This is a genomic window from Maribacter caenipelagi (assembly GCF_004364175.1).
Taxonomy (GTDB): domain Bacteria; phylum Bacteroidota; class Bacteroidia; order Flavobacteriales; family Flavobacteriaceae; genus Maribacter; species Maribacter caenipelagi.
Map to the genome: position 1 here is coordinate 177449 of NZ_SNZW01000014.1, position 24595 is coordinate 202043.

Genomic DNA, 24595 nt, shown 5'->3' on the forward strand with positions numbered 1-24595 from the left:
GCGCATTACCGCGCTATTTTTTATTCATGAAGGTTTTGAATCGCATTGATGCTTCCCACTTTTAATTGCAAAGTTCAAGAGTATGATGAACTATAATGAAGCAAACATTGTTCAATTCATCCTCAATAAATTACAATTCGGTAATCCTCAATTTAATGTTATCTTGATTCCATATAAGTTTGCATCATCAATTACATCAACGGGACAGAAAAATGGAAAATACTAAACCAAAAACCAGTAAGAAAAAACAGATTTTCAGAATCATATTATTTGCTAGTACCTTCATTTCTTTATGGTTTGTACCGTGGATCTTAGTGAAAGCATGGATTTTACCATTACCGAATACGGTACAAGAGCAAGTAGATCAAACCTTAGGATACGGATTTGATGGTGTCATTGTCTACGTTGATGAAGCTGGTAAGCCACCGGCTATCTATACCGCCGGTTACCACGATAGCGCAAAACTAATACCTGCCAAACCAAACGCTTTATTCAAAATTGCAAGTATAAGTAAGTTATATGTTGCTGTTGCTATTACAAGATTAGCCAATGAAAACCGAATATCTTTAGATAAACCGCTTACCGATTATTTTCCTGAGCTTTCGGATAGAGTTGAAAATGCCGGTAAAATTACGTTGAGAATGATGGTACAGCACCGAAGCGGTATTCCCAATTTCACGGATAATCCTGAGTATTGGAAAAACCAACCGAACACCGATGTAGATGTGCTTAAATATGCATTGGATTTACCAGCTAACTTTGAACCCAACAAAGATTATGGCTACTCCAATACCAATTACTTACTACTCTCCCGAATTATAGAAAAAGTTACTGGTGGAAGCCGACAAGATTATTTCAAAAAGGAAATCTTAATACCGCTAGGACTTAACAATACTTACGGATCTATCAACGAAGTAAATATTGAAGATGTTATGAGTGGTTATTATGTAGGAATAGATAAAGATTTTAAAAATGAAGATTACGGTATGATGTTGGCTACCGCAGAAGATGTTGGTAAATTCGTAAGAGCATTGAACGACGGCTCTTTACTCAATGAACAAGAAATGGAAATCTACACCTCACTTTATGAATTTAATCATGGAGGCTTAGCTGCTGGTTACCAATGTTTGGCAGAATACCATAAAGATATTGATGCCGTGATCGTGCAATTTATGAATACGACAGATTTTGAAGGCTATCAATGGAACTTATTAGAAATAACCCATAGCAGAGTGGTTAAAATACTACGTAAAGGAAAATAGCCAAAAATATTATAACTAACTTAAAATTAAATATATAGACATACAATTCTGTAACAAGTATAGTTTTACGTCGTCTTACAGGCAAACCATCAATCAATCAATCAATCAATCAATCAATCAAATCAGTATGAAAGTTTTAGTAGTCGGCGCCAGTGGTGCCACAGGTAGTCAATTGGTAGCGCAACTTCTTTTGAAACAACACTTCGTAAAAGTTGTTGTACGTTCTCCCCATAAGCTACCTGAATCATGGAAGAACAATGATCATCTACAAATTATTGTAGCTAGCATTCTTGACCTAAGCGAAAATGAAATGAGGGTAATAGTAAATGATTGCGATGCAGTAGCATCGTGCCTAGGGCATAATTTAACCTGGAAGGGTATCTATGGTCAACCCAGAAAACTGGTTACCGATGCTACAAAACGCCTATGCAATGCCATAAAATCTAATAAATTAGAACGCACTACAAAGTTTGTTCTAATGAATACGACCGGGAATCGAAATCGTGATTTGGACGAACGTATTTCTTTTGCACAAAAATGTGTCATAGGTCTGCTTCGCTTATTACTTCCTCCTCATGTAGATAATGAAAAGGCGGCAGATTATTTAAGAATACAAATTGGTCAAAACAATAAAGCCATTGAATGGGTAGCTGTTAGACCAGACGGATTAATAAATGAAGACCAGGTTAGCGATTATAAAATTTATCCTTCACCTACACGTAGCGCCATATTTAATGCCGGTAAAGTAAGCCGTATTAATGTTGCCCATTTTATGGCTGATCTCATTAATGACGATAACCTATGGGATAAGTGGAAGGGGCAAATGCCGGTTATCTATAGTTCATCGCAAGACAATTAATTAAATAGCATAATAGTAAGATGGAAAGATTCATAAAACAGTTAGAAAAACAACATTCCGGAAAGAAGGTTCTAGTGCTTTTTCTACTCACCAATATCGTTTATGCGTATATGCTTTTAGTTACCATTCCGGAAACGATGGCCTTCTCGAACGGATTGCAATTATTAGATATGATGCCCGCAGGATATGATTTAGAGTATGTAAACAACCTTTTTCATACACTAGGCCATATCGGCCGCCAAACGTATCTTACCAAACAAATTCCTGTAGATATGATTTACCCATTACTCTTTGGTATTTCTTATGCAGCAGTACTGGCTTATTTCCTCACGAAACTACCCAAACTAAACCCTAATTATTTATATCTGTGTCTATTGCCTATAATTGCCGGTATAGCAGATTATATTGAAAACATTGGTATTGTTACTATGCTGAATGCCTTCCCAACCGTTACAGAGACTTCTGTACATATCACAAGCTTATTTTCAGTTATTAAAAGTAGTGCTACCAGTATTTATTTTTTAGTTTTAATAGTCGTCTTGGTTGTATTGGGTTTTCGAAAGCTGAAATCTAATAGCAAAAATTTTCAGCAATAACAAAACCCCAATGGCTATCAGTAGGAGGGAAGCACTATTTATTACAAACCATATTTAACCCGAAAACGCTAAAAAGAGTAAGTACATTACTGTAATTTTGTAATTCATGCACCCCAAATAATTCAAAAACTTGCTAGAAAAAAGACGACAATTACCCCAAGAACAATTAACGGATGAAGACCATTTCATATACTGTTTAGAAGGGGTTGATGACATAGAAACTGAACAGTTAACCGAGGCACAGCAAAGCTTGGAGCAACTAGTTATGAAATATGGCATTGCAAGTATCTATAAAACTTGTGATACCATCGAAGGATTAGAAGATAGCCTTAATGCACTGGTATTAGATGACCATAATTTTAAGGATTATGAGATTATTTATTTAGTAATGCATGGCGAAGCAAATAGCATCTGTTTAAACGACTACTACTATACGTTACAAGAAATTGCCGAAATTTTTGAAGGTCGCTTAAAAGGAAAGATCCTACATTTTTCCAATGCTAAAATTCTTGATTTAGACGAAGATGAAGCCCAATATTTTCTAGATATTACCAACGCCAAAGCCGTCTCTGGGTACGGTAATGCATATAACGGAGTAAGCAGCGCAAATCTTGACAAAGCGTTCTTTAATTTATTTAAAGAAGATGATGATATGTTTGAGGTCGTAGAAGAGCTACACCAAAGACATTACAATGTCTGTAAATTACTTGATTTTAGGTTGTATTATTAAAACAAAAATGAAATAGGAAGAATAATTACCAAGAGTCTGATTATATTATTTATCAAGATTTCAATGTATACTTCTATTAGACATATCAAACGGTAAAAAATACTCAACACACCAGTCTGCTCGAATTTTAAATTCCGCTTGAAAGTCGTTTTTCCATTTAGATATGGTTAAGCCGCCCAGGTCATCGACCCAATGATTACCCAAGCTCAGCGTAAATTGATTTCAACCGATAAAAGCACAACCAATATTTCTTATGAATGTGGCTTCAACTCTATAAGTCGTTTCAATTTAGCATTTAAGCGAATTAACAATTGTACACCACGCGAGTTTCGAAAAATATTCATCTAATCATAAATTTCCTGTTTATACTAGCACATTTTGAAAGGAATTATTTAATAACTTTTCGCTATTTGATATAACGTCAAATTATGATTCTAATTCTGAATCATAATTTATATTATGTAAAATAGACTTTTTAATACTCCACTATCACTTCGTCTTGCATAAATTTAAAATCATCCAAAGAACAAAGCCTAGAGAACAAAAAAACCGCTCATTTCTGAGCGGTTCTTTGTTTAATAATTAGATTTTATTAGAATGGTTTGTATGAAGCCATTACCAAAAAAAAAGTCCGTCATTGCTGACGGACTTTCTGAAGTTTATTCTATAACTCTAACGTTAACTGCGTTTAAACCTTTTTTTCCTTGGGTTAGTTCGAATTCAACTTCATCGCCTTCGCGAATCTCGTCAACTAATCCTGAAATGTGAACGAAATGATCGCTCGTTGAACCTTCTTCTGTAATAAATCCGAAGCCTTTAGCATCGTTGAAGAATTTTACTGTTCCTGTACTCATAAATGTAATATAATTTGATATTAATAATTACTATATGAGAAGCAACTATGATGCCAAGAATTGAAACTAGTATAATTCTATTCCAAATAAAAACACCATCAAGGTAATCTAACCTGCTTGCTGAATGGCAAAAAGAAAATCAACAAACGCAATAGAACACCCATTTAACAAGGAAACTCAAAAAAATTAGGATCACATAAATAAATGCTTTATTTTAGTATCGTAAAATAACTAGTGTGACGACCAAACCAAATTTTGTTCTTCTTTCTGAAAACAATACCTACTACGTAGAATACCTTATTGGGCATCTTGTTTTAGCGAACAGCATTACAGAAGCCGTTATTTTTGAATCGCAATCTCATGCCATAAAATTTCAAAAATACCTTTACAAAAATTGTAGCGTCCGTTTTTCGGTTAACACCTTTATCGCATAATTGATATACCCTATTATTCATTACAATGGTTAAATGCATCTTAAATAGCTGCATGTTTCTTGAGCAAAAACTATCTTTCCAAAAAAAATATAATGAAATACATTACCTTACTTCTTCTTGTAACTACTATGATTTCTTGTGGTTCTGATGATAAAACAACACCTCTTGAAGCTATTGATTATACCGCTATCAATGAAGAAGAGATAAATGCATATTTAACTGCTAACGAACTCGAGTCGCAAACCACAGCTTCTGGTTTACATTACATTATTGAAAACCAAGGTGACGGTGCAAAACCATCTGCTTCTTCTAATGTTACAGTTGCTTACAGAGGATATTTTTTAAATGGTACCGTTTTTGACCAAAGCACTGACGGACTATCTATTGGTCTTGATCAGGTTATCGCCGGTTGGACAGAAGGTATTCCCCTGTTCAATGAAGGAGGAAATGGCGTATTATTGATTCCTTCTCACTTAGCTTATGGTAGTTTTGATTTTAATGGTATACCTGGTGGTTCTGTGTTGGTTTTTGATATTGAATTGATTTCGGTTAATTAATCGAAAACGCATCGACCGACATCTTTGCTGTTTGTACTTGCGTAACTGCACCAACTTGCTCGGTCCATGCAAAATATAGGGTTTCTTCCACTATTTCCATTTGAGGGAATCCCGATTTTCGTGAATCTGACATTTCGGTAATCAATTGTTCATTGGAAATTGTTCCATCTTTATGTACAACCATCGCCTTGAATAAAGCGATTTTATTATTGGCTTCCATCCAACTTACAACAGCTTGATCTTCATCCATCCATAGCACATCTACACGTCCCATAATTGAACCTTCGGCAACTAAAACCGGATCAGAGAATTCCGCTCCCCCATCTGAAGAAAAAGCGATTTGTACCTTTTGTTTATTCGAGGCTCCTGTAAACCATGCTACCACCAAATTATTACCCAAAGCCTCTACTTTTGGTCCGTTTACCGGACACCCTTTAATCTGCCAATCATCTTCATGTATTACTTTAGGTGCCGTCCACTCCCCTTCTACTTGGCGCACAATACTAATATCGCGAACTTCATCGTCTGATCGGTCTCGATAGATCACAACCGGACCGTTATCTGTTATTGCCCCAGTGGTTTGGCAGCAATCGCAAGTGCTATTATCCAGTTCATATTCTTCTAACAATTCGCCTGTAGTAGATATCACAGCGCCACGTAAGGTCATCGCTCCGCGTTCTCCTGCTTCATTTTCTACGGTATTTCTACCATCTAGCCAATTGACAAAGAAATTGTTAGTATAAGGCACTACACTTACAAAGCCATGTTCGGTCGGCGTACCATCGGTATGCAGATCCAAATCGGCTGTCCAATTCGCTGCACCCTTAGGTTTTACGTTCATTTTTACATCATACGAATATGTACCCTCGGTAGATTTTTTTAAAACGTGAGACCATAAGTTACCATTGTTCTCGGTAATCATAGAGTAATCTGCCCAATTCACAAACCAATCCGTGCCACTCAAAATATGTTGTGCTTCTTGCCATTCGCCATCAATCAATTGGGAAAATCGCATTGTTGCCACGGTATCATTTAGGGTTTCTACCCATGAAAGTAAAGCAACATCTTTATTCGACATCAAATGTGGTAATGCACTTGAAGCGTCTGCAGGAGAAATCATATTCTCGACTACGCTCACCGGTGCTTCCGACTTTATACTTTTAGGTGTTTCTTTGCAACTTAGCATCACGCTACATGCTATTACAAGTAACAAGAAATTAGAATTTAAACCCATTATTGTACCGCTCTAAGTTTTTCAATCATTTCAGGACTATCCCACTTCAATCCGCCATCAAAACGTAATACCTGCTCCCCTACTTCATTATATATAAATGTTGCCGGCAAGGCACTCACATTTTTTTCGGCATACATGCCATTGAATTTTATAAAATCTAACTGAAAACCGCGTGCTTCTTTAAAAGCCATTATCTTCTTTACCGACTGATCAGATGCAAATAGAAATACATAGTTTTCTTTTTCTAGAATAGTTTGTGCTTTCTCCATATCTGGCATTTCTTCGATGCACGGCCTGCACCAGGTAGCCCAATAGCTCAATAACACACGTTTACCCTTGTAATCGCTTAATTCTATGGGATTACCTTTTAAATCTTCATAGGTTGAAGTAGCAACTTTTTCGACAACAGATTCGATGACTACGGGTGTAACTGTCTTGGTTTTTTCTTCTTTACAACCAACAAATACAAGCCCTAAAATCAATATATATACTATTCTTAAATGCATATTCAAATATAATATTAAGTACCATGAAACCGACATTCTTAGACATAAAAAAACCGCCTATTAAGCGGTTTTCTATATACTAACTTACGTCTTATTGAACTTCAACCAATTCTAATTCGAAGGTTAAATCTTCACCAGCTAATGGGTGGTTCGCATCTACAACGATATCATTTTCGTTTACTTCTGCAACACGTAATTGTCTTTCACTACCATCAGCATTTGTTGCCATAAGTGCCATATCTACTTTTGGCTCCATATCTTGTGGTAAATCTGATTTTTGTACAGTTTGAAAAAGCTCTTTTTGCTTTTCACCATAGGCATCTTCTTTAGCGATAACGATAGTCTTCTTATCGTTTGCTTCCATGTCCAACAATCCCTTTTCAAAACCTGGTATCAAACTACCTTGTCCTAATTTTACATCTAAAGGCTCTCTATCTACTGAACTATCAAATATTTGACCATTACTTAATTTACCTGTGTAATGTACTTTTACCTGACTATCTGCTTTTACTTTACTCATGCTATTGATTTCTACTATTTCACTTAATTAAGCCGCAAAGGTATTATTCTCAATAGGGAATAACGAAGATTATGACAAAACCTTCCCATTTTAGCCTCTTGTTAACATAATATTCAAGTATTTATGTGCAAACCATTTGATCTCAACCTACTGAAGCCAAAAATTAGTACCTTAATTGCTATCATTTAAGATGAATCAATAAAACCACCTTATCTAATATTTAGCAAACCATCAACTTTTCAACTTCGCAACATGAAAGCACATTCTCTCTTCATTACAGTTCTTCTAACATTTTTGACCATTCCATTAAACGCGCAACACACGATAGGTATTTTTGATGCAAATACAAATATTGGCGATCCTAAAGTCAAAGGCACAGCAACTTTTAATTCTGATGAGCAAACCTATAGTATTAGCGGAGCTGGCACCAATATGTGGTTCAGCTCAGATGAATTCAATTATGTTTGGACCACTATTCAAGGAGATTTTATATTGCGGACAACGGTGCATTTTGATGGAAAAGGGGCTGATCCTCACCGAAAAGCCGGATGGATAATTAAAAATAATCTCGATGATAACGCTGCCCATGTAAACGCAAGTACACATGGTGACGGATTAACATCATTACAGTATCGTAAAACTGTAGACGGGCTTACAGAAGAAATCAAATCACCTGACAACTCACCAACCATTATTCAGTTAGAGCGCAGAGGGACCACCTATATTATGTCTACGGCTAAATTTGGTGAGGAGCTTACGAGCATACAATTAACGGATATGGATCTGGATAATGAGGTGTATGTAGGTCTATATGTATGTTCTCATAACCCAAAGGTGCTAGAAAGTGCCACTTTTAGTAATGTACGAATCATAAAACCGGTTAAAGATGACTATAAACCATATAGAGATTACATTGGCAGTAATTTAGAATTGATGGATGTAGCGTCTGGTGAGCGAGAGATAATTCATCATTCTTCACACTCTATACAAGCTCCCAATTGGACGGTCGATGGAAAAAAATTGATTTACAATTCTAAAGGTCATTTGTATAATTATGATTTGACAACAAACTTCATTACTCCGCTTAATACCGGTTTTGCAGTAAAAAATAATAATGACCATGTTTTAACTTTTGATGGTAAACTTTTAGGAATTAGCCATCACAACCAAAAAGACAACGGTTCTTCTGCCTTATATTATCTACCTGCCGATGGAAGCTCTAATCCGACAATGGTTACCAAACCAAGTGTAGGCGCCTCATACCTTCACGGATGGTCTCCAAACAACAAGGAGATGTTATTTACAGGAGAAAGAAATGGAGCATATAACATATTTTCCGTCAATGTAAAGTCAGGAAAAGAAGAACAGTTAACGGATTTCGAAACTTTAGATGATGGTGCAGAATATACCAAGAACGGTAAGTTTATCTTTTTCAATTCCGTTCGATCTGGCACTATGCAATTGTATAGAATGAAGGTCAATGGTAAAAAGCAAACGCAATTAACTTTTGATGAATATAATGATTGGTTTCCTCATGTGAGTCCGGATCAAAAATGGATTGTCTTTATTTCATTTCCGAAAGATATCAATCCGAATGAGCATCCTTTCTACAAGCATTGTATGTTACGCATTATGCCCATTAATGGAGGAAAACCAAAAGTTATTGCACATATTTATGGTGGTCAAGGAAGTATTAATGTACCAAGCTGGTCACCAGATAGCAAGAAAATAGCATTTATAACCAATACAGGTAGTTATTAAACAATAAATCAACTTAGGTTATGAAGAACTTTAGTTGTCAATAGTTAAAGAGCTTATAGTTCCACTAAACTGAATAGCATTTCTATTTGCCATATTAACAGAAACGTTACTCGATCGGTTGGGAAAAATATCCATATAAACAGTATACTGATCAGAGGTATCAGAAATCTGAAAACTTATGGTATACTTTTGCTTATTGCTATTGAACTCTTGCGTATAGTTATCTGGTAGTCCGTTAAACTCAATGCCTGTAGCAGAACCATAACCACCACCAAATTGGCGTTCTCCATAATAAGGTAAGTTGGCCGAAACGCTATCTCCAAAAATCTTCAAATAATTATTGTTACCAGTTAGGTCTATTCGTGAAATGTTACTACCAGGCGGTAAAAGACCGCTATTCGCAATTGAATTTAAACTTTGAGTGACGGTGGGGTTGGCAGATGTTGCCGTAAATTCTATTTGTTTTGATGCTACCAAACCGTGTATAGCATGCGAATCGCTAATTGCCGTTTTTGAAGAGGAACAACCTAGCAAAACACTGAATGCAAATATAATGATAAGTGAAGTTCTCATAGGTGCTATTTTTAATCACCTAATAAGCTACGAAATCTATGCCAAAAAATGAAGTTTAATCATCAAACTCTTCTTCTTCAAATTCGGTATTTACTAATACTGACTTTTTAAAGTTGACGTTTCTAGATTCTTTGTATAATGCCTTGATTAATCGATGACGTTTACGGTCAGAAATATCTAGGGTGTCCAACCCTCTAATTTTTTCTTGTAAGGCAGCTCTTTGAAGCATCACTGCTGTTTCATAATTAGGTTCAAATTGAAACATTACCGGACCTTCATCTTCTTCATTCGGTTTTGTAACAGTAGATTCTTTGGATTGTGAGTACAACATAGCTGTACAGAAAAAGGTGCAGCAAATAGCTAGCCGCGTAAAAATTTTCATGTCAAATTCATTAATGTTCTATGTCTAAAATAGTAACATTTTTTTGAAATGATTTATATACATGAATGTTATAGAGAAATAATACCGACTTTTACCAATTACCTAAGAAATAGGTATTTAAACGGGTTGTCTTACATTGACCGGTTTTCTAAATTTTAAGGTATACTCCATAAAATCAAATTCCAGTTCAGACGTTTCCCGAATATGAAAATTGACCATTTTGTATTGCTCAGGTAATACTTCTTTTGTCGACCTTAAGTATTCCAATAATTTCTTATTGGCCTCAGAAAGTTTAGAAATTTTATTTTTTAAAAACACTTTAGTTTCAAACAAAGCGACAGTAGTAGGTTCATATAAATAAGAATCTACTCTAATTTTAAAATGTTGAATAGTGTTTTTACACCGTTCCAATTTTCCTAAACAAGTAGATTTATCCTTTACATTTTCCATACCAGTAGAATTTAAAAATAAAAATGTGGGAATTTTACCTCAAGTTAAAAAAATCATGGCATTTTTGAACTATGTTTGTGTAAGTTTAACTTTACTTTTAAATAAGCTCATTTTAGCTAACGGTATGGAAACAAAACGATTAAACAACCTTAACTCAGAGAACTATAAGTATTAAGATTTTTTTAATTGTAATGCATCATTGAAATGAGTATCTTAAACTAAACTTTTAGCCTATGAATATCAATTTTGAATACGACGATGTAAAAGCTAGCAATCGATTAGAGATAATGGCTGCTGAGAAATTAGAGAAACTATTGGATAAATTCGATTTTATAGTTAGATCCGATGTTTTCTTTAAAAAGGAGAATACCTCTTCCCCCGATTCGGGTATGGTGTGTAACATACGCTTAAGTGCACCAGGTCCTCGCCTGTTTGCGCAGTCGTCTTCTAGTAGTTTTGAAGCTGCAATTGCTTCATCTATAGAAGATTTACAACGACAATTGGAAAAAAGAAAAGCAAAAATGCAGTCTCATTAGACTGCATTTTTTTTATTGTTTTATATTATCATCAGAAACCGTGTGATTGGCAATCACGGTTTGAACCCGCTCAGAAAAAGGGTTCTTCTTCAATTCTTGTAATATACGTTTTCTTTTAGCATCAGATATATCGATAGAATCTAACAACGCTTTCATTCTATATTGATATGTGATACGACTTTGCTTTAACGCAATGCGTTCAGAAGCTGTCAAGACATAATCAGATTCAAACTGATTTAAAAGCATTCGCTGCTTTACTTTAGCCTCTAATTTCAAAGAATCTTGTGCTTGGATTGTTGGTATGCTCAAAATAAAGCATAACAAAAACCCACAAAAAAGGGTTAGATTTTTCATTTTAATAGCTTGTTCTACTTTAAAATTAAAACAAAAAATTAGATATTCTCTTAATTATTAAATTAAAAAGTAGTTCATCGGATAAAAATACTTTTTTATCTATTTTATACAATAAGCCAAAAATTGGCACACAACTATATTGATTTTCAGGGTATCACAAATTTTAAAATCAAATACGCCATTACCCTTTTATTTTAATAATGTTGTCAACCTCTGTTTTTAAACAGGGATGCACGCTAATTTCATATTCCATTTTTTTAGGTTACTATTTTGAGCTAAAACATCCAACTATAAAGGGATAATGATACAAATTTGCATTATAAAAAGAATTCACTAGTAAATTGATTGCCAATTCAACAACATTTCAAAGAATTGAAATAGGTAAAGTCAATTTTTAATACCTTTGCATCTTGAAAAATTCTTTATGATAGTCTGGATTGTCTTTATTGCTTTTGTACTTATATTTCTTGCATTAGATTTAGGTGTTTTTCATAAAGATGAACATGTAATTAAATCTAAAGAAGCAGGAATCTGGACGGCTATTTTTGTATCCGTCGCATTTGCCTTTAGTGGTGTTATCTATTGGTTGTTCAGTGCAGAAATTATTGCCAACCCAACGGGACTAACGCCAAACGATGCCGTTCTAAAATATATTACAGGGTATCTTATTGAGCTTTCACTAAGTGTAGACAACGTTTTTGTAATCGCCGTAATATTCTCATCATTTAAGATACCGCCATTATACCAACACCGCGTTTTGTTTTGGGGTATTCTTGGAGCTATCGTTTTCAGGGCTTTAATGATATTTTTCGGAGTTGCCCTTATCACTAAATTTGAGTGGATTATTTATGTGTTCGGTGTGTTTTTATTGTACACCGCATTTAATATGCTTAAAGGTGATGATGATGACTTTGATCCTCAAAACTCTTTCGTATTTAAACAGATCAAGAAAATATACCCAGTAACCTCTACCATGCACGGTCATGATTTTTTTGTAAAAAGAATGGGACTCAATGCGGCTACTCCCCTATTTGTAGCACTAATTGTTATTGAACTTACCGATATTCTATTCGCTCTAGATAGTATACCTGCAATTTTAGCAATTACAGCAGATCCTTTTATAGTGTTCACCTCTAATATCTTAGCTATCTTAGGACTGCGTTCTATGTATTTTTTAATTTCTAGAATGCTAGAAAAATTTAAGTATATCAATTACAGTTTAGTAGTTATTCTTGCTTTTGTAGGACTAAAAATGTTATTCTCCCATTACATACATTTACCGGAATGGGTTTCTTTAACTGTTATTTCAGTAGCGTTGGTATCGGGAATTTTAGCTTCAATATTAATTAAGGACAAAGAGTAGTTCTTAAGTTGTTATTTTTAGATGTTACTTCTCTGCTAGTTTGGCGTCGATAATCGCCATGGCATCATTGACTGTTTGCATTTGATCCATGTCATCATTTTCAAGGCGAATATCAAAGGCATCTTCTACATCTAATACAATATCTACAAGATTTGCAGAATTGATATTTAAGTTGTTCATGAAGTGACTATCTTGATCAATGTCAGTAACCGCTACGTCTTCGGGAAGATAGATTTTTATTATTTCTTTTAGTTTCTGGTATTTTTCCTCGTTAAGCATATACAAATTCAATTAAAATACCTTTTGGTATTATTATACTTTTTAAATTATTCTTTTGAAATCGCCTTAAATATAACACAAGCATTTACATCTCCGAATCCGAAACTTGCTTTTGCGATTACTTTCGGAGCATGATTTGTTGTTTCCCTCGGAATACAGGAATCAGAAATCAACTTGGAAATCTCAGGATGTATATCGTCACAGTTCATGTTTTTAAAAACAACTTGCTCCTTAAACTGCAATACTGTGGCAACGCTTTCAATGCTACCTGCTGCTGCCAAACAATGACCTACCGAACCCTTAAATGAATTGATATACGGAAAATTATCATACTTTCTACCAAGCGCCATACTCCAGTTTTCAATTTCTAATCCGTCTTTCGTTGTTGCCGTTAAATGACCATTAATAACATCAATGTCCGAAGCTTCAACACCTGCATTAGTCATTGCATTTCGTATGCAACGTTGCACTGCAATACTATTGGGTGCAGTCATAGAGCCTTCTCCTATTTGTCCGCCGCTATTAATTTCACCTCCAAGTACTTCGGCATAAATATGTGCACCTCGTTTTTGGGCACTTCCTAAGGACTCCAGCACCAATGCTCCTGCACCACTACCAGGAATGAATCCCGCTGCAGTGGCACTCATAGGTCTACTTGCCTTGGTAGGATTGTCATTATACGCTCTAGGTAATATACGCATGGCATCAAAACCGCCCCATACATAGGGACCACTATCACTACAACTACCGGTTAGCATAATTTCGGCTTTACCTTGACGTATACGTTCATATGCCATGATAATTCCCTCAGTACCCGTGGTGCATGCTGCGGAATTTGTGGTTACTTGATTTCCGCAGCCTAATAAACCGCCTAAATAGGCACTTATGCCGCTTGCCATGGTTTGTATTACCGAAGTACTACCAAGTCTACGAACATTACCTTCATCTATTAAATGAATGGCTTCTCTAAATTTATCGACGCCGAGTATACCCGTACCAAAAATAATTCCCCGGTCCCAGCTTGGTTCATCGGTCGTATTCTTTTCTAAACCAGCATCTTTCCATGCATCTACTCCCGCAATTACTCCATATACAATTCCCGTAGCATTTAAGCCTCTGCGCTCTAATGGGGTAAAATAGTTATCGATAAGATTGTCTTTCACCAATGGCTCACCAGCAACCTGACAACCAAAACCTAGCTTCTCAAGATTTGGCTGATGCCGTAGTCCGCTTTTGCCTTCCAGCAAAGCAGATGTAAAATCGGTGAGACCTACGCCATTTGGAGCACATACCCCTAAGCCTGTAATAACTACACGTCTATTCATTTACAACACCTATCATGCCTGCTAAAACCCCTTTACAGACCAATTTATCATCTTTGTTATACATTTTTACTTCACATTTTAGTTTCTGAAATCGAAAGTAGGCAAGCTCAGAAACCACGGTAACGCGTTCACCTGGAAATACAGGCAACAGAAATTCCATTTCAGAGCTGCTCATACCAATGCCTAAATTTTCTAATGCAGTCTTTTGACCTAATAGATAAATACCCAAACAAACCAGACCAATTTGCGCACAGCATTCGGTTAATATCACTCCCGGTGTTACGGGATTATTCTTAAAATGCCCTTTGTAAAAATCTGCATCTGGCGAAAAACGATAACTACCTTCAACGCCTTTGTCATTTACATACTGAATCTCATCAACAAACAGAAATGGCGCTGTATAGGGCAGTTGATTCATTATCCAATTATAAGATTCTTTCATCACCTTTAAATATTACATCAAACTTTCGCCGCCATCAACTTTTATAACGGTTCCCGTAATCCATTTTGCTTCATCCATAGTTAACAAATACACCGCATTTGCTACGTCTTCGGGCAATGTCAGTCTTTTCTGCGGATTTCTCTTCAATGCATTTTCTTTAATCTGCTCATACCCGGGAATCATAGATAACGATTTAGTCATGGTGATACCTGCCTGTATACAATTTGCCTTTACACCAATAGGTGCAAACTCTAACGCAATGCTTCTGGTTAGCGCCTCTAAAGCTACTTTAGCCACTGAAACAGCGCTGTAATTAGGTAATGCCTTTGTATTTCCTTCACTTGTAAATGATATGATGCGAGAATCACCTGCAAACAAACCTGCTTGAACCAAGGCTTTGGTCCAATCATACAAACTTAAGGCCATGGCATCGAAAGTTATTTTAAAATCGGTATCGACCAAGGTTGGTTTACTTTCAGAATACATAGGCTTAAGCGTTCCTTTAGCTACACTATGTATCAATACTTTTATTTGATGCCCTTCTGGTAATTGATTCTGAATATTCGAAATGATATCTGTTCGTTTTTCAGCATTCAAAACATCTACATTCATTGCCATCAATTGATTTCCAAAAGCTCGAATCTCATCGAATCCCTTTTCAATCTCATCCATAGCCGAACGTCGATCTCGGTGCAAAATTAAAATATGATAACCGTGACTAGCCAATTTCTTTGCCGTTGCTAGCCCTAGCCCACTACTTCCTCCTAAAATCAAAGCCCAATAATTACTATTCATAATTGTTATTCGATTGTGTTACCATTCTATTAATACTCGTTGCGCAGAAAAACCGGGACCAAAACTCAATACTAAACCTTGTTCACCTTCTACTATATCTTTTTCTAAAAAACGCTCTAAAACGTATAAAACAGTGGCACTACTCATATTACCGTACAGTCGCAGCACTTCTCTTGTATCATCTATATTCTTACCTAACGCTCCAAAAAGTGATTCTACGGTCTGAACTATTTTTTTTCCTCCGGGATGGAAAATTAAATGATCGACCTTCTCCATATTACTTCCATATTTTTCTAGAAAAGGATGTACAATATCACCAAAGTGATTAGATATCGTTTCGGGTACTGCCGGATCAAGAATCATTTTTAATCCGTGATTGGTTAAATCAAAACCCATCATCTCAGTTGCATCTTTAAAATGATACATTTCTTCCCCTATTATTTTAGGACCGACGGCATCTTGTTCTGACGATAGCAACACACAAGCCGCACCATCTCCAAAAATCGCTGCACTTACCATGTTGGCCATGGAATAATCTTGCAGTTGAAAAGTTGCCGTGGGACTCTCAACAGCAACCAAAGCAATACGCTTGCCTGGATTCGATTTCAGAAAGTTGTGGGCATATATAAGCCCAGATACTCCTGCTGCACAACCCATTTCAGTTACCGGTAGCCTTACCACATCTTGACGCAACCCTAATTCATTAATCAAATAAGCATCTAAAGAAGGTATCATAATACCAGTACAACTTACCGTAATGATATAATCGATTGAGGAAGCATCCCAATTACTTTTATGTAGCGCGTTTCGAAGAACATTAGTCCCCATACGTTTGGCTTCTTCGCTATAAATCTTGTTTTTATCCTCAAAAGAAGTCGTTACAAACACATCTTCGGGCGGCATAATAGAATACCGCTTGTCAACCGCAGCCCCTTCAAAAATCTTAACGACCTTACGTGAAAAACGCTCTTCTTGTCCGCTCAACCAAAATTCAACAAGGGGAATGATATCCTTGGTATCTTTTGAATACGGTGGTAATTCTTTCGTAACACTAACAATTCTTGTATGATTCATAGCTATTCTTGATCTTCAATCTACCTATTTCTTTTGTAAAACCCATACGTATCTAAAAGCCCATTTCCATTTTATATAATGCGATACGTTGTCAACCTGGCTGGCAAAACGCTGTAACTCTTCCTTTTTAAATGCCCTACGTATAGATAACAGTCCGTCTTTCTTAGCAATTTCGGTTCTGATAAAAAACAAACTAAATGCCTTGAACAAATTGTACGCAACAGGACTCCGTTCCAAATCATTTATGACCACACCCAACTTTGCTATTTCTACAAAACGATTTACAAACTCAACTACTCCTTCATCCGTAAAATGATGTAAGGTCAATGTCGTCATTACCACATCAACATTCCATTCAGAAAAATCGGTTTTTAAAATATCAGTATTCAGATAACTAATCTCAGGGTAATCAGTTGAGTATTGCTGTGCTAATTGTAATCCTTGTTTATTAAAATCGACGCCGATCAAATTGAGTTTCATTTTCTTCTTTCTAGCAGCTAATGCCAGCTTTCTCAGCATGGTACCTTCGGCACAACCCATATCTAAAATCGTATACGATTCTTGTTCTTTTCTCGCAATCACCTTAAAAACAGAATCTAAGGTAATACTATACCCACCAAGTAACTTATTTACCCTATTGATATCTTGCAGTATCGTTTCTAGCTCATAAGTTGTACCAGAAAAGGTATCCATAATCTCAACTTCACTACTTCTTTCTGTAAAATCTACCATTACGATATTAATTCTCCATGGGTTTTAGAAATAATAAATTTCAATATTGATTTTGATTTTCCGACGGATTTAATTCCCATCGAAACTAATCTTTTATTCATTAAGACGGATTGTAATTTTCTGCCAAACCACAAACGGGTACTAAAAGCTTTTGACCATGCCTTTTTATAATCGAGCTCCAAGTCACTGCGTTTATAATCTGATTCGTTAACATATTTTGATATTAATTCTGAAGCAATTTTAGCGCTATGAATAGCCATTGCCATTCCATTACCACAAAGTGGATGAATTAACCCAGCAGTATCGCCACACATAAGCATATGATCAACTACATTATCTTTTTCGTCAAAGGCTATTTGGGCAATGGTCATAGGTTGTTCAAAAACAGCAGTTGCATTTGATAAAAAATGTTTTAAAAATGGATTTTTTGCAACTACTGCAGTATTGAAACTCTGAATATCTTTATATTTTTTAAAGCTTTCATAATTAGCGAGGTAACAGAAATTCACCGCTCCGGTTTCCGTTTTTGACAATCCGCCGTAACCACCATTGAAGTTATGCAAAGCCACTATGTCTTCTTGAAAATCTTCAAGTTTGTAATGTGCCTTCACTGCTAACCAAGATTGCTTCTTTTTACTGAACGCCCTTTCTAAGTTTTTGTCTAGTACAGAACGCTTACCGTAAGCTCCAATGGCTATTTTAGAAGAATAGCTATTGGACTTGGTAGAAATAGTGAAAAAATCAGCCTTAAACACCGTTGCAACGACCTTCTCGAAGTAAAAAATGACCCCTAGCTTTTTTGCACGTTCAAATAACAAATTATCTAGAGCGTATCTACTTATACCGAATCCGCCCATGGGTAGATCGGTCTCAATGATAAATCCGTCTTGTGTACTTATTTGAAATTGTGAAATATCTTTTGCCCCTTCAGTCTTTAGGTCAACGCCTAATCTCTTTAAATACGGATCTATTTCTTTAGATACATATTCTCCACATACCTTATGATGCGGATATTGTTGCATTTCAATCACAGCAACATCCAATCCTTCCAAAGCTAAATGAATTGCAGCAGTCAAACCTGCCAATCCACCTCCAATAATAAGTATGCCGTGTTCTTTCACTGCATGGAAGTTACACCAAAAACAAAAAAGCCCTGCAAGTGCAGGGCTTTTATTTTAACTCAATACTAAATATTGTAAATCTTAGTTCGTTTGTGTCTGTGCTTCTTGTTTTAAAGACTCACTTGCAACAATGGCTAACTCTACACGTCTGTTCTTAGCTTTACCGGCTGTAGTTGTATTATCACCTACAGGTTGTGTTTCACCATACCATTTCGTATCAAAACGACTTGCGTCTATACCTTGACTAATTAAATAGTTAGTTACAGATTCTGCTCTTTGCTTTGATAAGTTCAAATTATATTCGTCTGCACCGGCGCTATCGGTATGACCTTCGACTAAAATATTAGATTGCGGATATTCTTTAAAAATACCTACTAGTTTATCTAAAGTAACTGCAGATGTACCTTGAACATTAGATTTGTTTGTATCGAAATATACACCCGCATCTTCATTGAAAGTTACGTTGATACCTTCACCAACACGCTTTACTTCTGCACCAGGTATTTCTTCTTCAATACGTTCTGCTTGACGGTCCATTCTGTTACCGATATAACCACCGGCAGCACCACCTATTGCAGCTCCTAATATGGCTCCAAGAGCCGTATTATTACCACTACCAACATTGTTTCCTAAGATTCCACCGATTACAGCTCCTCCAGAAGCACCGATTACTGCTCCTTTTTGTGTTTTATTTGCGTTTTTTACAGTACTACAGCTCATTACCAAGGCAAGAGCAAGAATGTAACTAGTTCTACGTAATATCATTGTTTTCATATGCTTATTTTAAATTTTTAAGTAGGTTTATTTTTTACTGAATTGGTAAACAACATTTATTGGTGAACCTTCTACCATAACATTAGATTTTAATGTCATAGCCGATTCGGTAAGGTTTTCGATGTTTAATCGATAACCGGCACCTCCTGAAATATCTTGATTTTTTTCGTTTATGAATTTAAATTGTAACTGACTAGTGTAGTTCTCTTCACGTTCAACAACAGACCATCTAATATATCGGTCACCACCAGTACAAAATGTAGATTGATCAATAGTATATCTACCAGTACTATTGTTATCTCTAAAGAACCACTCGCTACCTTCTAAACATATATCTTCTACGTCATTGAATAATACTGCCTTTACATTACCAGTATTACCTTCAAAGGAAACATCATTTAAAGTCCAGGTACCACTTAATAGATTTCGTTTTGCCCTTGCATCTTTAGATACTGAACATGAGGTTACAAAAAGTACGATACTAAAAAGTAAAATTATTTTTTTCATAAGTAAATTATTTAGGTTTGATCTATATACGTTGCTTGTCATTTTTTGGACGGTTAATTAATATTTATTCGACCAAATAACACTGCAAAGATGCTGCTAAATAAGAATACCTCTTACCTCTTTTAACAAATTTCTTAACCGATTTACTTAATATGCGATAAGTTCCTTTAAATCAGATTCAAACCTAGACTTAGCAAGATATTGCTCTTCTAGCTTAGTGTTAAAAGGAATCGGAGTTTCTAAACTACCTACCCTTTTAATGGGACCATCTAAATACTCAAAACAGTTCTCCATAACCATAGCTGAAATATCACTGGCAATTCCTCCAAAAAGGCTGTCTTCCTGTAATATAATTAGCTTACCTGTGCGTACAACAGAATCATAAATCGCTTTGGCATCTAAAGGTTGTAACGTGCGTAGATCCAATAAGTCTGCACGTATGTCTGTATTCTTCGCTAAGGTTTCTAAAGCCCAATGCACGCCGGCACCATAGGTTACAATTGTTATTTGGTCACCTTGCTTTAAAAGACTCGCTTTCCCTAATGGCAATGTGTAATAATCAACAGGCACTTCTTGGTATAAACTTCTATACAGCCCTTTATGTTCAAAAAATAAAACCGGATTAGGGTCTTCTATCGAAGTTGCCAACAAGCCTTTTGCATCATATGGAAATGCTGGATATACTACTTTTAAACCGGGAGTTTTGGTAAACCAAGCTTCATTCGTCTGTGAATGAAACGGACCAGCAGAGACTCCGCCACCACAAGGCATACGAATAACTACATCTGCATTCTCTCCCCATCTATAAAAACTTTTAGCTAAATAATTTACTATAGGGTTAAAGCCACTACTTGCAAAATCTGCAAATTGCATTTCCATAACAGCTTTCATTCCGTTAATGGATAGACCCATTGCTGCAGATACAATTGCCGACTCACATATAGGTGTATTACGTACACGCTCTTTACCAAAATCATTTACAAAACCATCTGTTATCTTAAAAACACCACCATACTCGGCTACATCTTGTCCCATGATAACCAGGTTATCAAATTTCTTCATAGACTGCCTTAATCCTTCAGAAATAGCATCGACTAAACGTATATTGGTAACAAACCTACTTGGTCTTATCTCCTTTAAATCAAATTTTTGATATACCTCATTTAATTCTTTACTTTCATTAGGGGTAATGGCATCTTCGCTGAAAGCTATTCGTAAATGCTCATCGATTTCTGCTTGAATATCTGCTTTATAATTCGCCATACTCTCGTCGGTAAGTAGCTTTTCACTCATTAGATATTTCGTAAAATTTTCTAATGGATCTTTCTCTGCCCAGGTATCTAAAAGTTCTTGTGGTACATATTTTGTTCCGCTGGCTTCTTCGTGTCCACGCATGCGAAAAGTTTTGAATTCTAATAAGACGGGTCTCGGGTTTATTCTCATATCCCTTACCAAATGAGATACTTTAAAATATACTTCAAGAATATTATTTCCATCTATAATATGAGATTCCATTCCGTAACCCACACCCTTATCTGCGATATTCTCACATTTAAATTGCTCGTTAGTTGGTGTCGACAACCCGTAACCATTATTTTCTATACAGAAAAGAACTGGCAAATCCCAAACCGAAGCGACATTTAATGCTTCATGAAAATCACCTTCGCTCGTTGCTCCTTCTCCTGAAAAAACGGCGGTTACCATTTTTTCGTTTTTTAATTTATGGGCTAGTGCGATACCATCTGCCACACCCAATTGCGGACCCAAATGAGATATCATACCTACAATCTTAAAGTCTTGGGTTCCAAAATGAAAACTACGATCACGACCTTGCGTAAATCCGCTTGCCTTTCCCTGCCACTGTGCAAACAATCGATATAACGGTATCTCTCTAGTAGTGAACACTCCTAAGTTTCTATGCATAGGCAGTATATACTCATCACTACTTAACGCAGAAGTAACGCCAATAGAAATTGCCTCTTGACCAATGCCGCTAAACCATTTAGAGATTTTACCTTGTCGTAATAGAATCAACATTTTTTCCTCTATCATACGAGGTTTTAGCATTGATTTATAAAGCTTTAACTTAACGTCTTGAGCTACTTTAAAATCGGTGTAATTCATTGATAAAGGTAATTTTGGCAATTAATATATAAATGTAACAAAAATGTATATAGCAAGTATAGATTACAACAACGCTTATAAATCGACAATAATTATTAATTTTACTTAAAATCTTTAAAATTATGAGCTTAGTACCTAGTGTTGATTTGTCGGATTTTCTTTCGGAAGACCCAAAAAGGAAGCAAAAGTTTATTAATGAAATTGGAAAAGCATTTGAAGAAATAGGATTTGTTGCTTTAAGCGGACATTTTTTGTCTGAAGAATTAGTGGATACATTATATGATGAAATTAAGAAATTCTTTGATTTACCAGAAAATGTAAAAGACAGATACCAGATTGAAGGTATCGGGGGTCAACGTGGCTATACGTCTTTCGGTAAAGAACATGCTAAAGGAAGAAAAGAGGGCGATTTAAAGGAGTTTTGGCATTTCGGACAGTATGTAGAAGATAATGACGAACTGGAAAAAGAATACCCTGCCAATGTCATTGTAAAAGAATTACCTGAATTTAATAGAGTAGGTAAAGAAACCTATAAAATGTTAGAGAAAACAGCGAAGTACGTTTTACGCGCATTGGCTTTACATTTAAACTTAGATGAATTCTATTTTGATAATTATATCAAAAACGGAAATTCAATTTTACGACCTATACATTACCCACCTATAACTTCAGAACCTAAAAATGCGGTACGAGCCGCAGCTCATGGCGATATCAATTTAATTACATTATTAATGGGAGCCCATGGTAAAGGACTTCAGGTTCAAAACCATGATGGCGAATGGGTTGATGCTATTGCAAGACCTGATCAGTTAATGATTAACGTGGGTGATATGCTATCTCGCCTCACCAATAACAAGTTACTATCTACAATACACCAAGTAGTTAATCCTCCTAGAGAATTATGGGGCACATCTAGATATTCAGTTCCGTTCTTTATGCATCCGGTAAGTGAAATGTCTTTGAATTGTTTAGATAACTGTATTGATGATGAACACCCGAAACTATATGCAGACATTACTGCAGGTGAATTTTTACATGAAAGATTAATCGATTTAGGATTAATTAAAAAGTAGCCGACATGGATTTGAAAGACCAATTAAAAAATTTATTCCCAGAGCATCAACCTGAAGAAACTCCCGTTGAAAAAACAGCGGAAAATCCTATCTGGCTTCAAGCCGACCCCATTATTTGCAAATACGAAAAACGAAAAGGCAAACCAATTACAATTCTAGAAGGGTATACTGGTGCCGATGAAGATTTTAAGAAATTAGCCAAAGAATTAAAGACAAAACTAAGTGTTGGTGGTAGTTTTAAGGATGGTAAAATAATTATTCAGGGAGATTACAGAGATAAAATTATGGTAATATTGAAAGACAAAGGCTTCTCTGTTAAACGTGTAGGCGGATAATTAAGTAAAAATCGCTACCTTGAAAGCTAAATTTGTTTTCTGTTAAATTATTTTTTAACGTTGTTATTAGTATTATTTTTATTCTAATCTAACTAAAATCAATCCTGGTATGAGTTCTCTCTTGCACATTACCAATGGAGATGTTTTCACCGAACGTCTTAAAAAATTAAACTTAGATGGCGATGTCATCACTTGGCGCGAAATGCTATGTGAAGGACAAACACTACCTAATGTTGGTTCAGAAACCTTCTGGAAAGCTCGTTTTGAGTTTCTCCATAAAAACTATAAAGTTTCAAAATCTTGGTTTATTGAAAAGACCCTTAAAGAATATCGGTCGCTATGTAACCACAAACAACAAGATCATATCGTTCTTTGGTTCGAGTATGATCTTTTTTGTCAGGTTAATATGCTTGCGGTTATTAGCTGGCTATTAACACACAGAAAATATGCTCAAATATCTTTAGTCTGCAGTGGCAAAGAAGATGCTACCGATAAGATGTACAGCCTTAATGAGCTTACCGATGAACAATTATTAGGTCTCTACAAGAATAAGAAGGTATTAACACAGGATGATACCGAGTATGCCGATTATGTTTGGCAATTATATTGTAGCAATAATCCGATTCGATTAGAAAACCTTACCGACTTTAATGATTATCAATTCGATTATCTTGGTGATGCCGTAAAGTCTCACTTAAAACGTTTCCCTAGTATCAATAATGGCTTAAATGAAATGGAAAACACTATTTTACAGCTTGCAATTGATAAAAAACCTAAGTCCAAAACGGAGTACATGGATGTTTTACTCAGAAATCAGGGCAACCTAGGTTTTTCGAACACGCAGTACGACCGCGCACTAACTAGGTTAAAACCATTAATCACTAGTCTAAACCCTGTTCGCCTTTCTAAAAAAGGAAAAGAGATTTTAGACGGTCGAACCAGTTATTATTCTTGTATTCAAGACAATGATGTGTATTTAGGCGGTGCTTTAAAGTACAATTTCCTTTATAACACTAATACAAACCGAATATTAAAATTATAGC

General features: G+C 35.7%; 31 protein-coding genes. 13 read left to right on the plus strand and 18 right to left on the minus strand.

Annotated features, from left to right (window positions below):
* Positions 1 to 82: 82 nt before the first annotated feature.
* From DFQ03_RS18800 to DFQ03_RS19250, 6 genes are all read left to right on the plus strand, one after another.
* On the plus strand, positions 83 to 226 hold the full coding sequence (locus DFQ03_RS18800) for a hypothetical protein (protein ID WP_166637454.1): 144 nt from the start codon (positions 83 to 85) through the stop codon (positions 224 to 226).
* Complete coding sequence (locus DFQ03_RS08740) at positions 213 to 1262, plus strand: serine hydrolase domain-containing protein (protein WP_133672793.1); 1050 nt, start codon at positions 213 to 215, stop codon at positions 1260 to 1262. Before DFQ03_RS18800 ends, DFQ03_RS08740 begins: the two co-directional genes overlap by 14 nt.
* Positions 1263 to 1389: 127 nt before the next feature.
* Positions 1390 to 2121, plus strand: a complete 732-nt coding sequence (locus tag DFQ03_RS08745) for an NAD(P)-dependent oxidoreductase (protein WP_133672794.1) — start codon at positions 1390 to 1392, stop codon at positions 2119 to 2121.
* 20 nt (positions 2122 to 2141) lie between these two features.
* Positions 2142 to 2717, plus strand: a complete 576-nt coding sequence (locus DFQ03_RS08750) for a hypothetical protein (RefSeq protein WP_133672795.1) — start codon at positions 2142 to 2144, stop codon at positions 2715 to 2717.
* Positions 2718 to 2847: 130 nt separating this feature from the next.
* Positions 2848 to 3447 carry a DUF6642 family protein gene (locus tag DFQ03_RS08755; RefSeq protein ID WP_133672796.1) on the plus strand — a complete coding sequence of 200 codons (600 nt, stop codon included), beginning with the start codon at positions 2848 to 2850 and terminating at the stop codon, positions 3445 to 3447.
* A 192-nt stretch (positions 3448 to 3639) separates the two neighbouring features.
* Entirely contained in the window at positions 3640 to 3795 is a 156-nt protein-coding gene (locus tag DFQ03_RS19250; protein WP_133672797.1) for a helix-turn-helix domain-containing protein, read from the plus strand.
* A 311-nt stretch (positions 3796 to 4106) separates the two neighbouring features.
* Here DFQ03_RS19250 and DFQ03_RS08765 read toward each other — a convergent pair whose 3' ends face one another.
* The gene (locus tag DFQ03_RS08765; protein WP_133672798.1) at positions 4107 to 4301 is read right to left on the minus strand and encodes a cold-shock protein; all 195 of its coding nucleotides are present in this window, start codon (positions 4299 to 4301) and stop codon (positions 4107 to 4109) included.
* Positions 4302 to 4827: 526 nt separating this feature from the next.
* Between DFQ03_RS08765 and DFQ03_RS08775 the strand changes: the two genes are divergently transcribed.
* The gene (locus DFQ03_RS08775; protein ID WP_133672799.1) at positions 4828 to 5292 is read left to right on the plus strand and encodes an FKBP-type peptidyl-prolyl cis-trans isomerase; all 465 of its coding nucleotides are present in this window, start codon (positions 4828 to 4830) and stop codon (positions 5290 to 5292) included.
* Here the strand turns inward: DFQ03_RS08775 and DFQ03_RS08780 are convergent.
* From DFQ03_RS08780 to DFQ03_RS08790, 3 genes are all read right to left on the minus strand, one after another.
* A complete protein-coding gene (locus DFQ03_RS08780; protein WP_243834463.1) occupies positions 5285 to 6505 on the minus strand; it encodes a hypothetical protein in 1221 nt (406 codons plus the stop codon). The genes DFQ03_RS08775 and DFQ03_RS08780 overlap by 8 nt on opposite strands.
* Before the next feature lie 20 nt (positions 6506 to 6525).
* Complete coding sequence (locus tag DFQ03_RS08785; RefSeq protein ID WP_133672801.1) at positions 6526 to 7032, minus strand: peroxiredoxin family protein; 507 nt, start codon at positions 7030 to 7032, stop codon at positions 6526 to 6528.
* A gap of 91 nt (positions 7033 to 7123) precedes the next feature.
* Positions 7124 to 7552 (minus strand): FKBP-type peptidyl-prolyl cis-trans isomerase, encoded by a 429-nt coding sequence (locus DFQ03_RS08790; RefSeq protein ID WP_133672802.1) that lies wholly within the window; start codon positions 7550 to 7552, stop codon positions 7124 to 7126.
* A gap of 252 nt (positions 7553 to 7804) precedes the next feature.
* Here DFQ03_RS08790 and DFQ03_RS08795 point away from each other — a divergent pair, with 252 nt between their 5' ends.
* Positions 7805 to 9313 (plus strand): TolB family protein, encoded by a 1509-nt coding sequence (locus tag DFQ03_RS08795; RefSeq protein WP_133672803.1) that lies wholly within the window; start codon positions 7805 to 7807, stop codon positions 9311 to 9313.
* Positions 9314 to 9343: 30 nt separating this feature from the next.
* Here DFQ03_RS08795 and DFQ03_RS08800 read toward each other — a convergent pair whose 3' ends face one another.
* From DFQ03_RS08800 to DFQ03_RS08810, 3 genes are all read right to left on the minus strand, one after another.
* The gene (locus DFQ03_RS08800; RefSeq protein WP_133672804.1) at positions 9344 to 9886 is read right to left on the minus strand and encodes a DUF4251 domain-containing protein; all 543 of its coding nucleotides are present in this window, start codon (positions 9884 to 9886) and stop codon (positions 9344 to 9346) included.
* 55 nt (positions 9887 to 9941) lie between these two features.
* Positions 9942 to 10268, minus strand: a complete 327-nt coding sequence (locus DFQ03_RS08805; protein WP_133672805.1) for a hypothetical protein — start codon at positions 10266 to 10268, stop codon at positions 9942 to 9944.
* 117 nt (positions 10269 to 10385) lie between these two features.
* Positions 10386 to 10718: a hypothetical protein gene (locus DFQ03_RS08810; protein WP_133672806.1), complete on the minus strand. Its 333-nt coding sequence runs from the start codon at positions 10716 to 10718 to the stop codon at positions 10386 to 10388.
* Positions 10719 to 10951: 233 nt separating this feature from the next.
* Here DFQ03_RS08810 and hpf point away from each other — a divergent pair, with 233 nt between their 5' ends.
* The gene (gene hpf / locus DFQ03_RS08815; protein WP_133672807.1) at positions 10952 to 11254 is read left to right on the plus strand and encodes a ribosome hibernation-promoting factor, HPF/YfiA family; all 303 of its coding nucleotides are present in this window, start codon (positions 10952 to 10954) and stop codon (positions 11252 to 11254) included.
* Between the two features lie 12 nt (positions 11255 to 11266).
* Here the strand turns inward: hpf and DFQ03_RS08820 are convergent, their stop codons facing one another.
* A complete protein-coding gene (locus tag DFQ03_RS08820) occupies positions 11267 to 11608 on the minus strand; it encodes a hypothetical protein (RefSeq protein WP_133672808.1) in 342 nt (113 codons plus the stop codon).
* 424 nt (positions 11609 to 12032) lie between these two features.
* Between DFQ03_RS08820 and DFQ03_RS08825 the strand changes: the two genes are divergently transcribed.
* Positions 12033 to 12971, plus strand: a complete 939-nt coding sequence (locus tag DFQ03_RS08825) for a TerC family protein (protein WP_133672809.1) — start codon at positions 12033 to 12035, stop codon at positions 12969 to 12971.
* Positions 12972 to 12995: 24 nt separating this feature from the next.
* Here DFQ03_RS08825 and DFQ03_RS08830 read toward each other — a convergent pair whose 3' ends face one another.
* From DFQ03_RS08830 to DFQ03_RS08875, 10 genes are all read right to left on the minus strand, one after another.
* Entirely contained in the window at positions 12996 to 13250 is a 255-nt protein-coding gene (locus tag DFQ03_RS08830; RefSeq protein WP_133672810.1) for an acyl carrier protein, read from the minus strand.
* Between the two features lie 47 nt (positions 13251 to 13297).
* Positions 13298 to 14575: a beta-ketoacyl-[acyl-carrier-protein] synthase family protein gene (locus DFQ03_RS08835; protein ID WP_133672811.1), complete on the minus strand. Its 1278-nt coding sequence runs from the start codon at positions 14573 to 14575 to the stop codon at positions 13298 to 13300.
* Entirely contained in the window at positions 14568 to 15017 is a 450-nt protein-coding gene (locus tag DFQ03_RS08840) for a 3-hydroxyacyl-ACP dehydratase FabZ family protein (RefSeq protein WP_133672812.1), read from the minus strand. The genes DFQ03_RS08835 and DFQ03_RS08840 overlap by 8 nt, the downstream gene beginning before the upstream one ends.
* Before the next feature lie 12 nt (positions 15018 to 15029).
* On the minus strand, positions 15030 to 15812 hold the full coding sequence (locus tag DFQ03_RS08845) for an SDR family oxidoreductase (RefSeq protein ID WP_133672813.1): 783 nt from the start codon (positions 15810 to 15812) through the stop codon (positions 15030 to 15032).
* An 18-nt stretch (positions 15813 to 15830) separates the two neighbouring features.
* Complete coding sequence (locus tag DFQ03_RS08850) at positions 15831 to 16886, minus strand: type III polyketide synthase (RefSeq protein ID WP_133672814.1); 1056 nt, start codon at positions 16884 to 16886, stop codon at positions 15831 to 15833.
* 24 nt (positions 16887 to 16910) lie between these two features.
* A complete protein-coding gene (locus tag DFQ03_RS08855; protein WP_133672815.1) occupies positions 16911 to 17618 on the minus strand; it encodes a methyltransferase domain-containing protein in 708 nt (235 codons plus the stop codon).
* Positions 17618 to 18739 carry an NAD(P)/FAD-dependent oxidoreductase gene (locus tag DFQ03_RS08860; RefSeq protein WP_133672816.1) on the minus strand — a complete coding sequence of 374 codons (1122 nt, stop codon included), beginning with the start codon at positions 18737 to 18739 and terminating at the stop codon, positions 17618 to 17620. Before DFQ03_RS08860 ends, DFQ03_RS08855 begins: the two co-directional genes overlap by 1 nt.
* Positions 18740 to 18820: 81 nt before the next feature.
* On the minus strand, positions 18821 to 19513 hold the full coding sequence (locus DFQ03_RS08865) for an OmpA family protein (protein ID WP_133672817.1): 693 nt from the start codon (positions 19511 to 19513) through the stop codon (positions 18821 to 18823).
* A 27-nt stretch (positions 19514 to 19540) separates the two neighbouring features.
* Positions 19541 to 20020, minus strand: coding sequence for a membrane lipoprotein lipid attachment site-containing protein (locus DFQ03_RS08870; protein ID WP_133672818.1), 480 nt, complete (start codon positions 20018 to 20020; stop codon positions 19541 to 19543).
* Between the two features lie 147 nt (positions 20021 to 20167).
* Positions 20168 to 22144, minus strand: a complete 1977-nt coding sequence (locus DFQ03_RS08875; protein ID WP_243834464.1) for an alpha-ketoacid dehydrogenase subunit alpha/beta — start codon at positions 22142 to 22144, stop codon at positions 20168 to 20170.
* A gap of 122 nt (positions 22145 to 22266) precedes the next feature.
* Between DFQ03_RS08875 and DFQ03_RS08880 the strand changes: the two genes are divergently transcribed.
* The 3 genes from DFQ03_RS08880 (at position 22267) to DFQ03_RS08890 (ending at position 24594) form a co-directional block, all read left to right on the plus strand.
* Positions 22267 to 23217, plus strand: a complete 951-nt coding sequence (locus tag DFQ03_RS08880) for an isopenicillin N synthase family dioxygenase (protein WP_133672819.1) — start codon at positions 22267 to 22269, stop codon at positions 23215 to 23217.
* A gap of 5 nt (positions 23218 to 23222) precedes the next feature.
* On the plus strand, positions 23223 to 23552 hold the full coding sequence (locus DFQ03_RS08885; RefSeq protein ID WP_133672820.1) for a translation initiation factor: 330 nt from the start codon (positions 23223 to 23225) through the stop codon (positions 23550 to 23552).
* Between the two features lie 109 nt (positions 23553 to 23661).
* Positions 23662 to 24594 (plus strand): DUF1835 domain-containing protein, encoded by a 933-nt coding sequence (locus tag DFQ03_RS08890; protein ID WP_133672821.1) that lies wholly within the window; start codon positions 23662 to 23664, stop codon positions 24592 to 24594.
* Position 24595 lies beyond the last annotated feature (1 nt).

Excerpts from the sequence above, each read along its gene's own strand:
- DFQ03_RS08830 (WP_133672810.1), bottom strand. The coding sequence starts at position 13,250 with ATGCTTAACGAGGAAAAATACCAGAAACTAAAAGAAATAATAAAAATC.
- DFQ03_RS08785 (WP_133672801.1), bottom strand. The coding sequence starts at position 7,032 with ATGCATTTAAGAATAGTATATATATTGATTTTAGGGCTTGTATTTGTT.
- DFQ03_RS08870 (WP_133672818.1), bottom strand. The coding sequence starts at position 20,020 with ATGAAAAAAATAATTTTACTTTTTAGTATCGTACTTTTTGTAACCTCA.
- DFQ03_RS18800 (WP_166637454.1), top strand. The coding sequence starts at position 83 with ATGATGAACTATAATGAAGCAAACATTGTTCAATTCATCCTCAATAAA.
- DFQ03_RS08835 (WP_133672811.1), bottom strand. The coding sequence starts at position 14,575 with ATGAATAGACGTGTAGTTATTACAGGCTTAGGGGTATGTGCTCCAAAT.
- DFQ03_RS08800 (WP_133672804.1), bottom strand. The coding sequence starts at position 9,886 with ATGAGAACTTCACTTATCATTATATTTGCATTCAGTGTTTTGCTAGGT.
- DFQ03_RS08775 (WP_133672799.1), top strand. The coding sequence starts at position 4,828 with ATGAAATACATTACCTTACTTCTTCTTGTAACTACTATGATTTCTTGT.
- DFQ03_RS08855 (WP_133672815.1), bottom strand. The coding sequence starts at position 17,618 with ATGGTAGATTTTACAGAAAGAAGTAGTGAAGTTGAGATTATGGATACC.
- DFQ03_RS08890 (WP_133672821.1), top strand. The coding sequence starts at position 23,662 with ATGAGTTCTCTCTTGCACATTACCAATGGAGATGTTTTCACCGAACGT.
- DFQ03_RS19250 (WP_133672797.1), top strand. The coding sequence starts at position 3,640 with ATGATTACCCAAGCTCAGCGTAAATTGATTTCAACCGATAAAAGCACA.
- DFQ03_RS08825 (WP_133672809.1), top strand. The coding sequence starts at position 12,033 with ATGATAGTCTGGATTGTCTTTATTGCTTTTGTACTTATATTTCTTGCA.
- DFQ03_RS08805 (WP_133672805.1), bottom strand. The coding sequence starts at position 10,268 with ATGAAAATTTTTACGCGGCTAGCTATTTGCTGCACCTTTTTCTGTACA.
- DFQ03_RS08875 (WP_243834464.1), bottom strand. The coding sequence starts at position 22,144 with ATGAATTACACCGATTTTAAAGTAGCTCAAGACGTTAAGTTAAAGCTT.
- DFQ03_RS08820 (WP_133672808.1), bottom strand. The coding sequence starts at position 11,608 with ATGAAAAATCTAACCCTTTTTTGTGGGTTTTTGTTATGCTTTATTTTG.
- DFQ03_RS08750 (WP_133672795.1), top strand. The coding sequence starts at position 2,142 with ATGGAAAGATTCATAAAACAGTTAGAAAAACAACATTCCGGAAAGAAG.
- DFQ03_RS08790 (WP_133672802.1), bottom strand. The coding sequence starts at position 7,552 with ATGAGTAAAGTAAAAGCAGATAGTCAGGTAAAAGTACATTACACAGGT.
- DFQ03_RS08845 (WP_133672813.1), bottom strand. The coding sequence starts at position 15,812 with ATGAATAGTAATTATTGGGCTTTGATTTTAGGAGGAAGTAGTGGGCTA.
- DFQ03_RS08740 (WP_133672793.1), top strand. The coding sequence starts at position 213 with ATGGAAAATACTAAACCAAAAACCAGTAAGAAAAAACAGATTTTCAGA.
- DFQ03_RS08795 (WP_133672803.1), top strand. The coding sequence starts at position 7,805 with ATGAAAGCACATTCTCTCTTCATTACAGTTCTTCTAACATTTTTGACC.
- DFQ03_RS08765 (WP_133672798.1), bottom strand. The coding sequence starts at position 4,301 with ATGAGTACAGGAACAGTAAAATTCTTCAACGATGCTAAAGGCTTCGGA.
- hpf (WP_133672807.1), top strand. The coding sequence starts at position 10,952 with ATGAATATCAATTTTGAATACGACGATGTAAAAGCTAGCAATCGATTA.
- DFQ03_RS08810 (WP_133672806.1), bottom strand. The coding sequence starts at position 10,718 with ATGGAAAATGTAAAGGATAAATCTACTTGTTTAGGAAAATTGGAACGG.
- DFQ03_RS08865 (WP_133672817.1), bottom strand. The coding sequence starts at position 19,513 with ATGAAAACAATGATATTACGTAGAACTAGTTACATTCTTGCTCTTGCC.
- DFQ03_RS08850 (WP_133672814.1), bottom strand. The coding sequence starts at position 16,886 with ATGAATCATACAAGAATTGTTAGTGTTACGAAAGAATTACCACCGTAT.
- DFQ03_RS08880 (WP_133672819.1), top strand. The coding sequence starts at position 22,267 with ATGAGCTTAGTACCTAGTGTTGATTTGTCGGATTTTCTTTCGGAAGAC.
- DFQ03_RS08885 (WP_133672820.1), top strand. The coding sequence starts at position 23,223 with ATGGATTTGAAAGACCAATTAAAAAATTTATTCCCAGAGCATCAACCT.
- DFQ03_RS08745 (WP_133672794.1), top strand. The coding sequence starts at position 1,390 with ATGAAAGTTTTAGTAGTCGGCGCCAGTGGTGCCACAGGTAGTCAATTG.
- DFQ03_RS08840 (WP_133672812.1), bottom strand. The coding sequence starts at position 15,017 with ATGAAAGAATCTTATAATTGGATAATGAATCAACTGCCCTATACAGCG.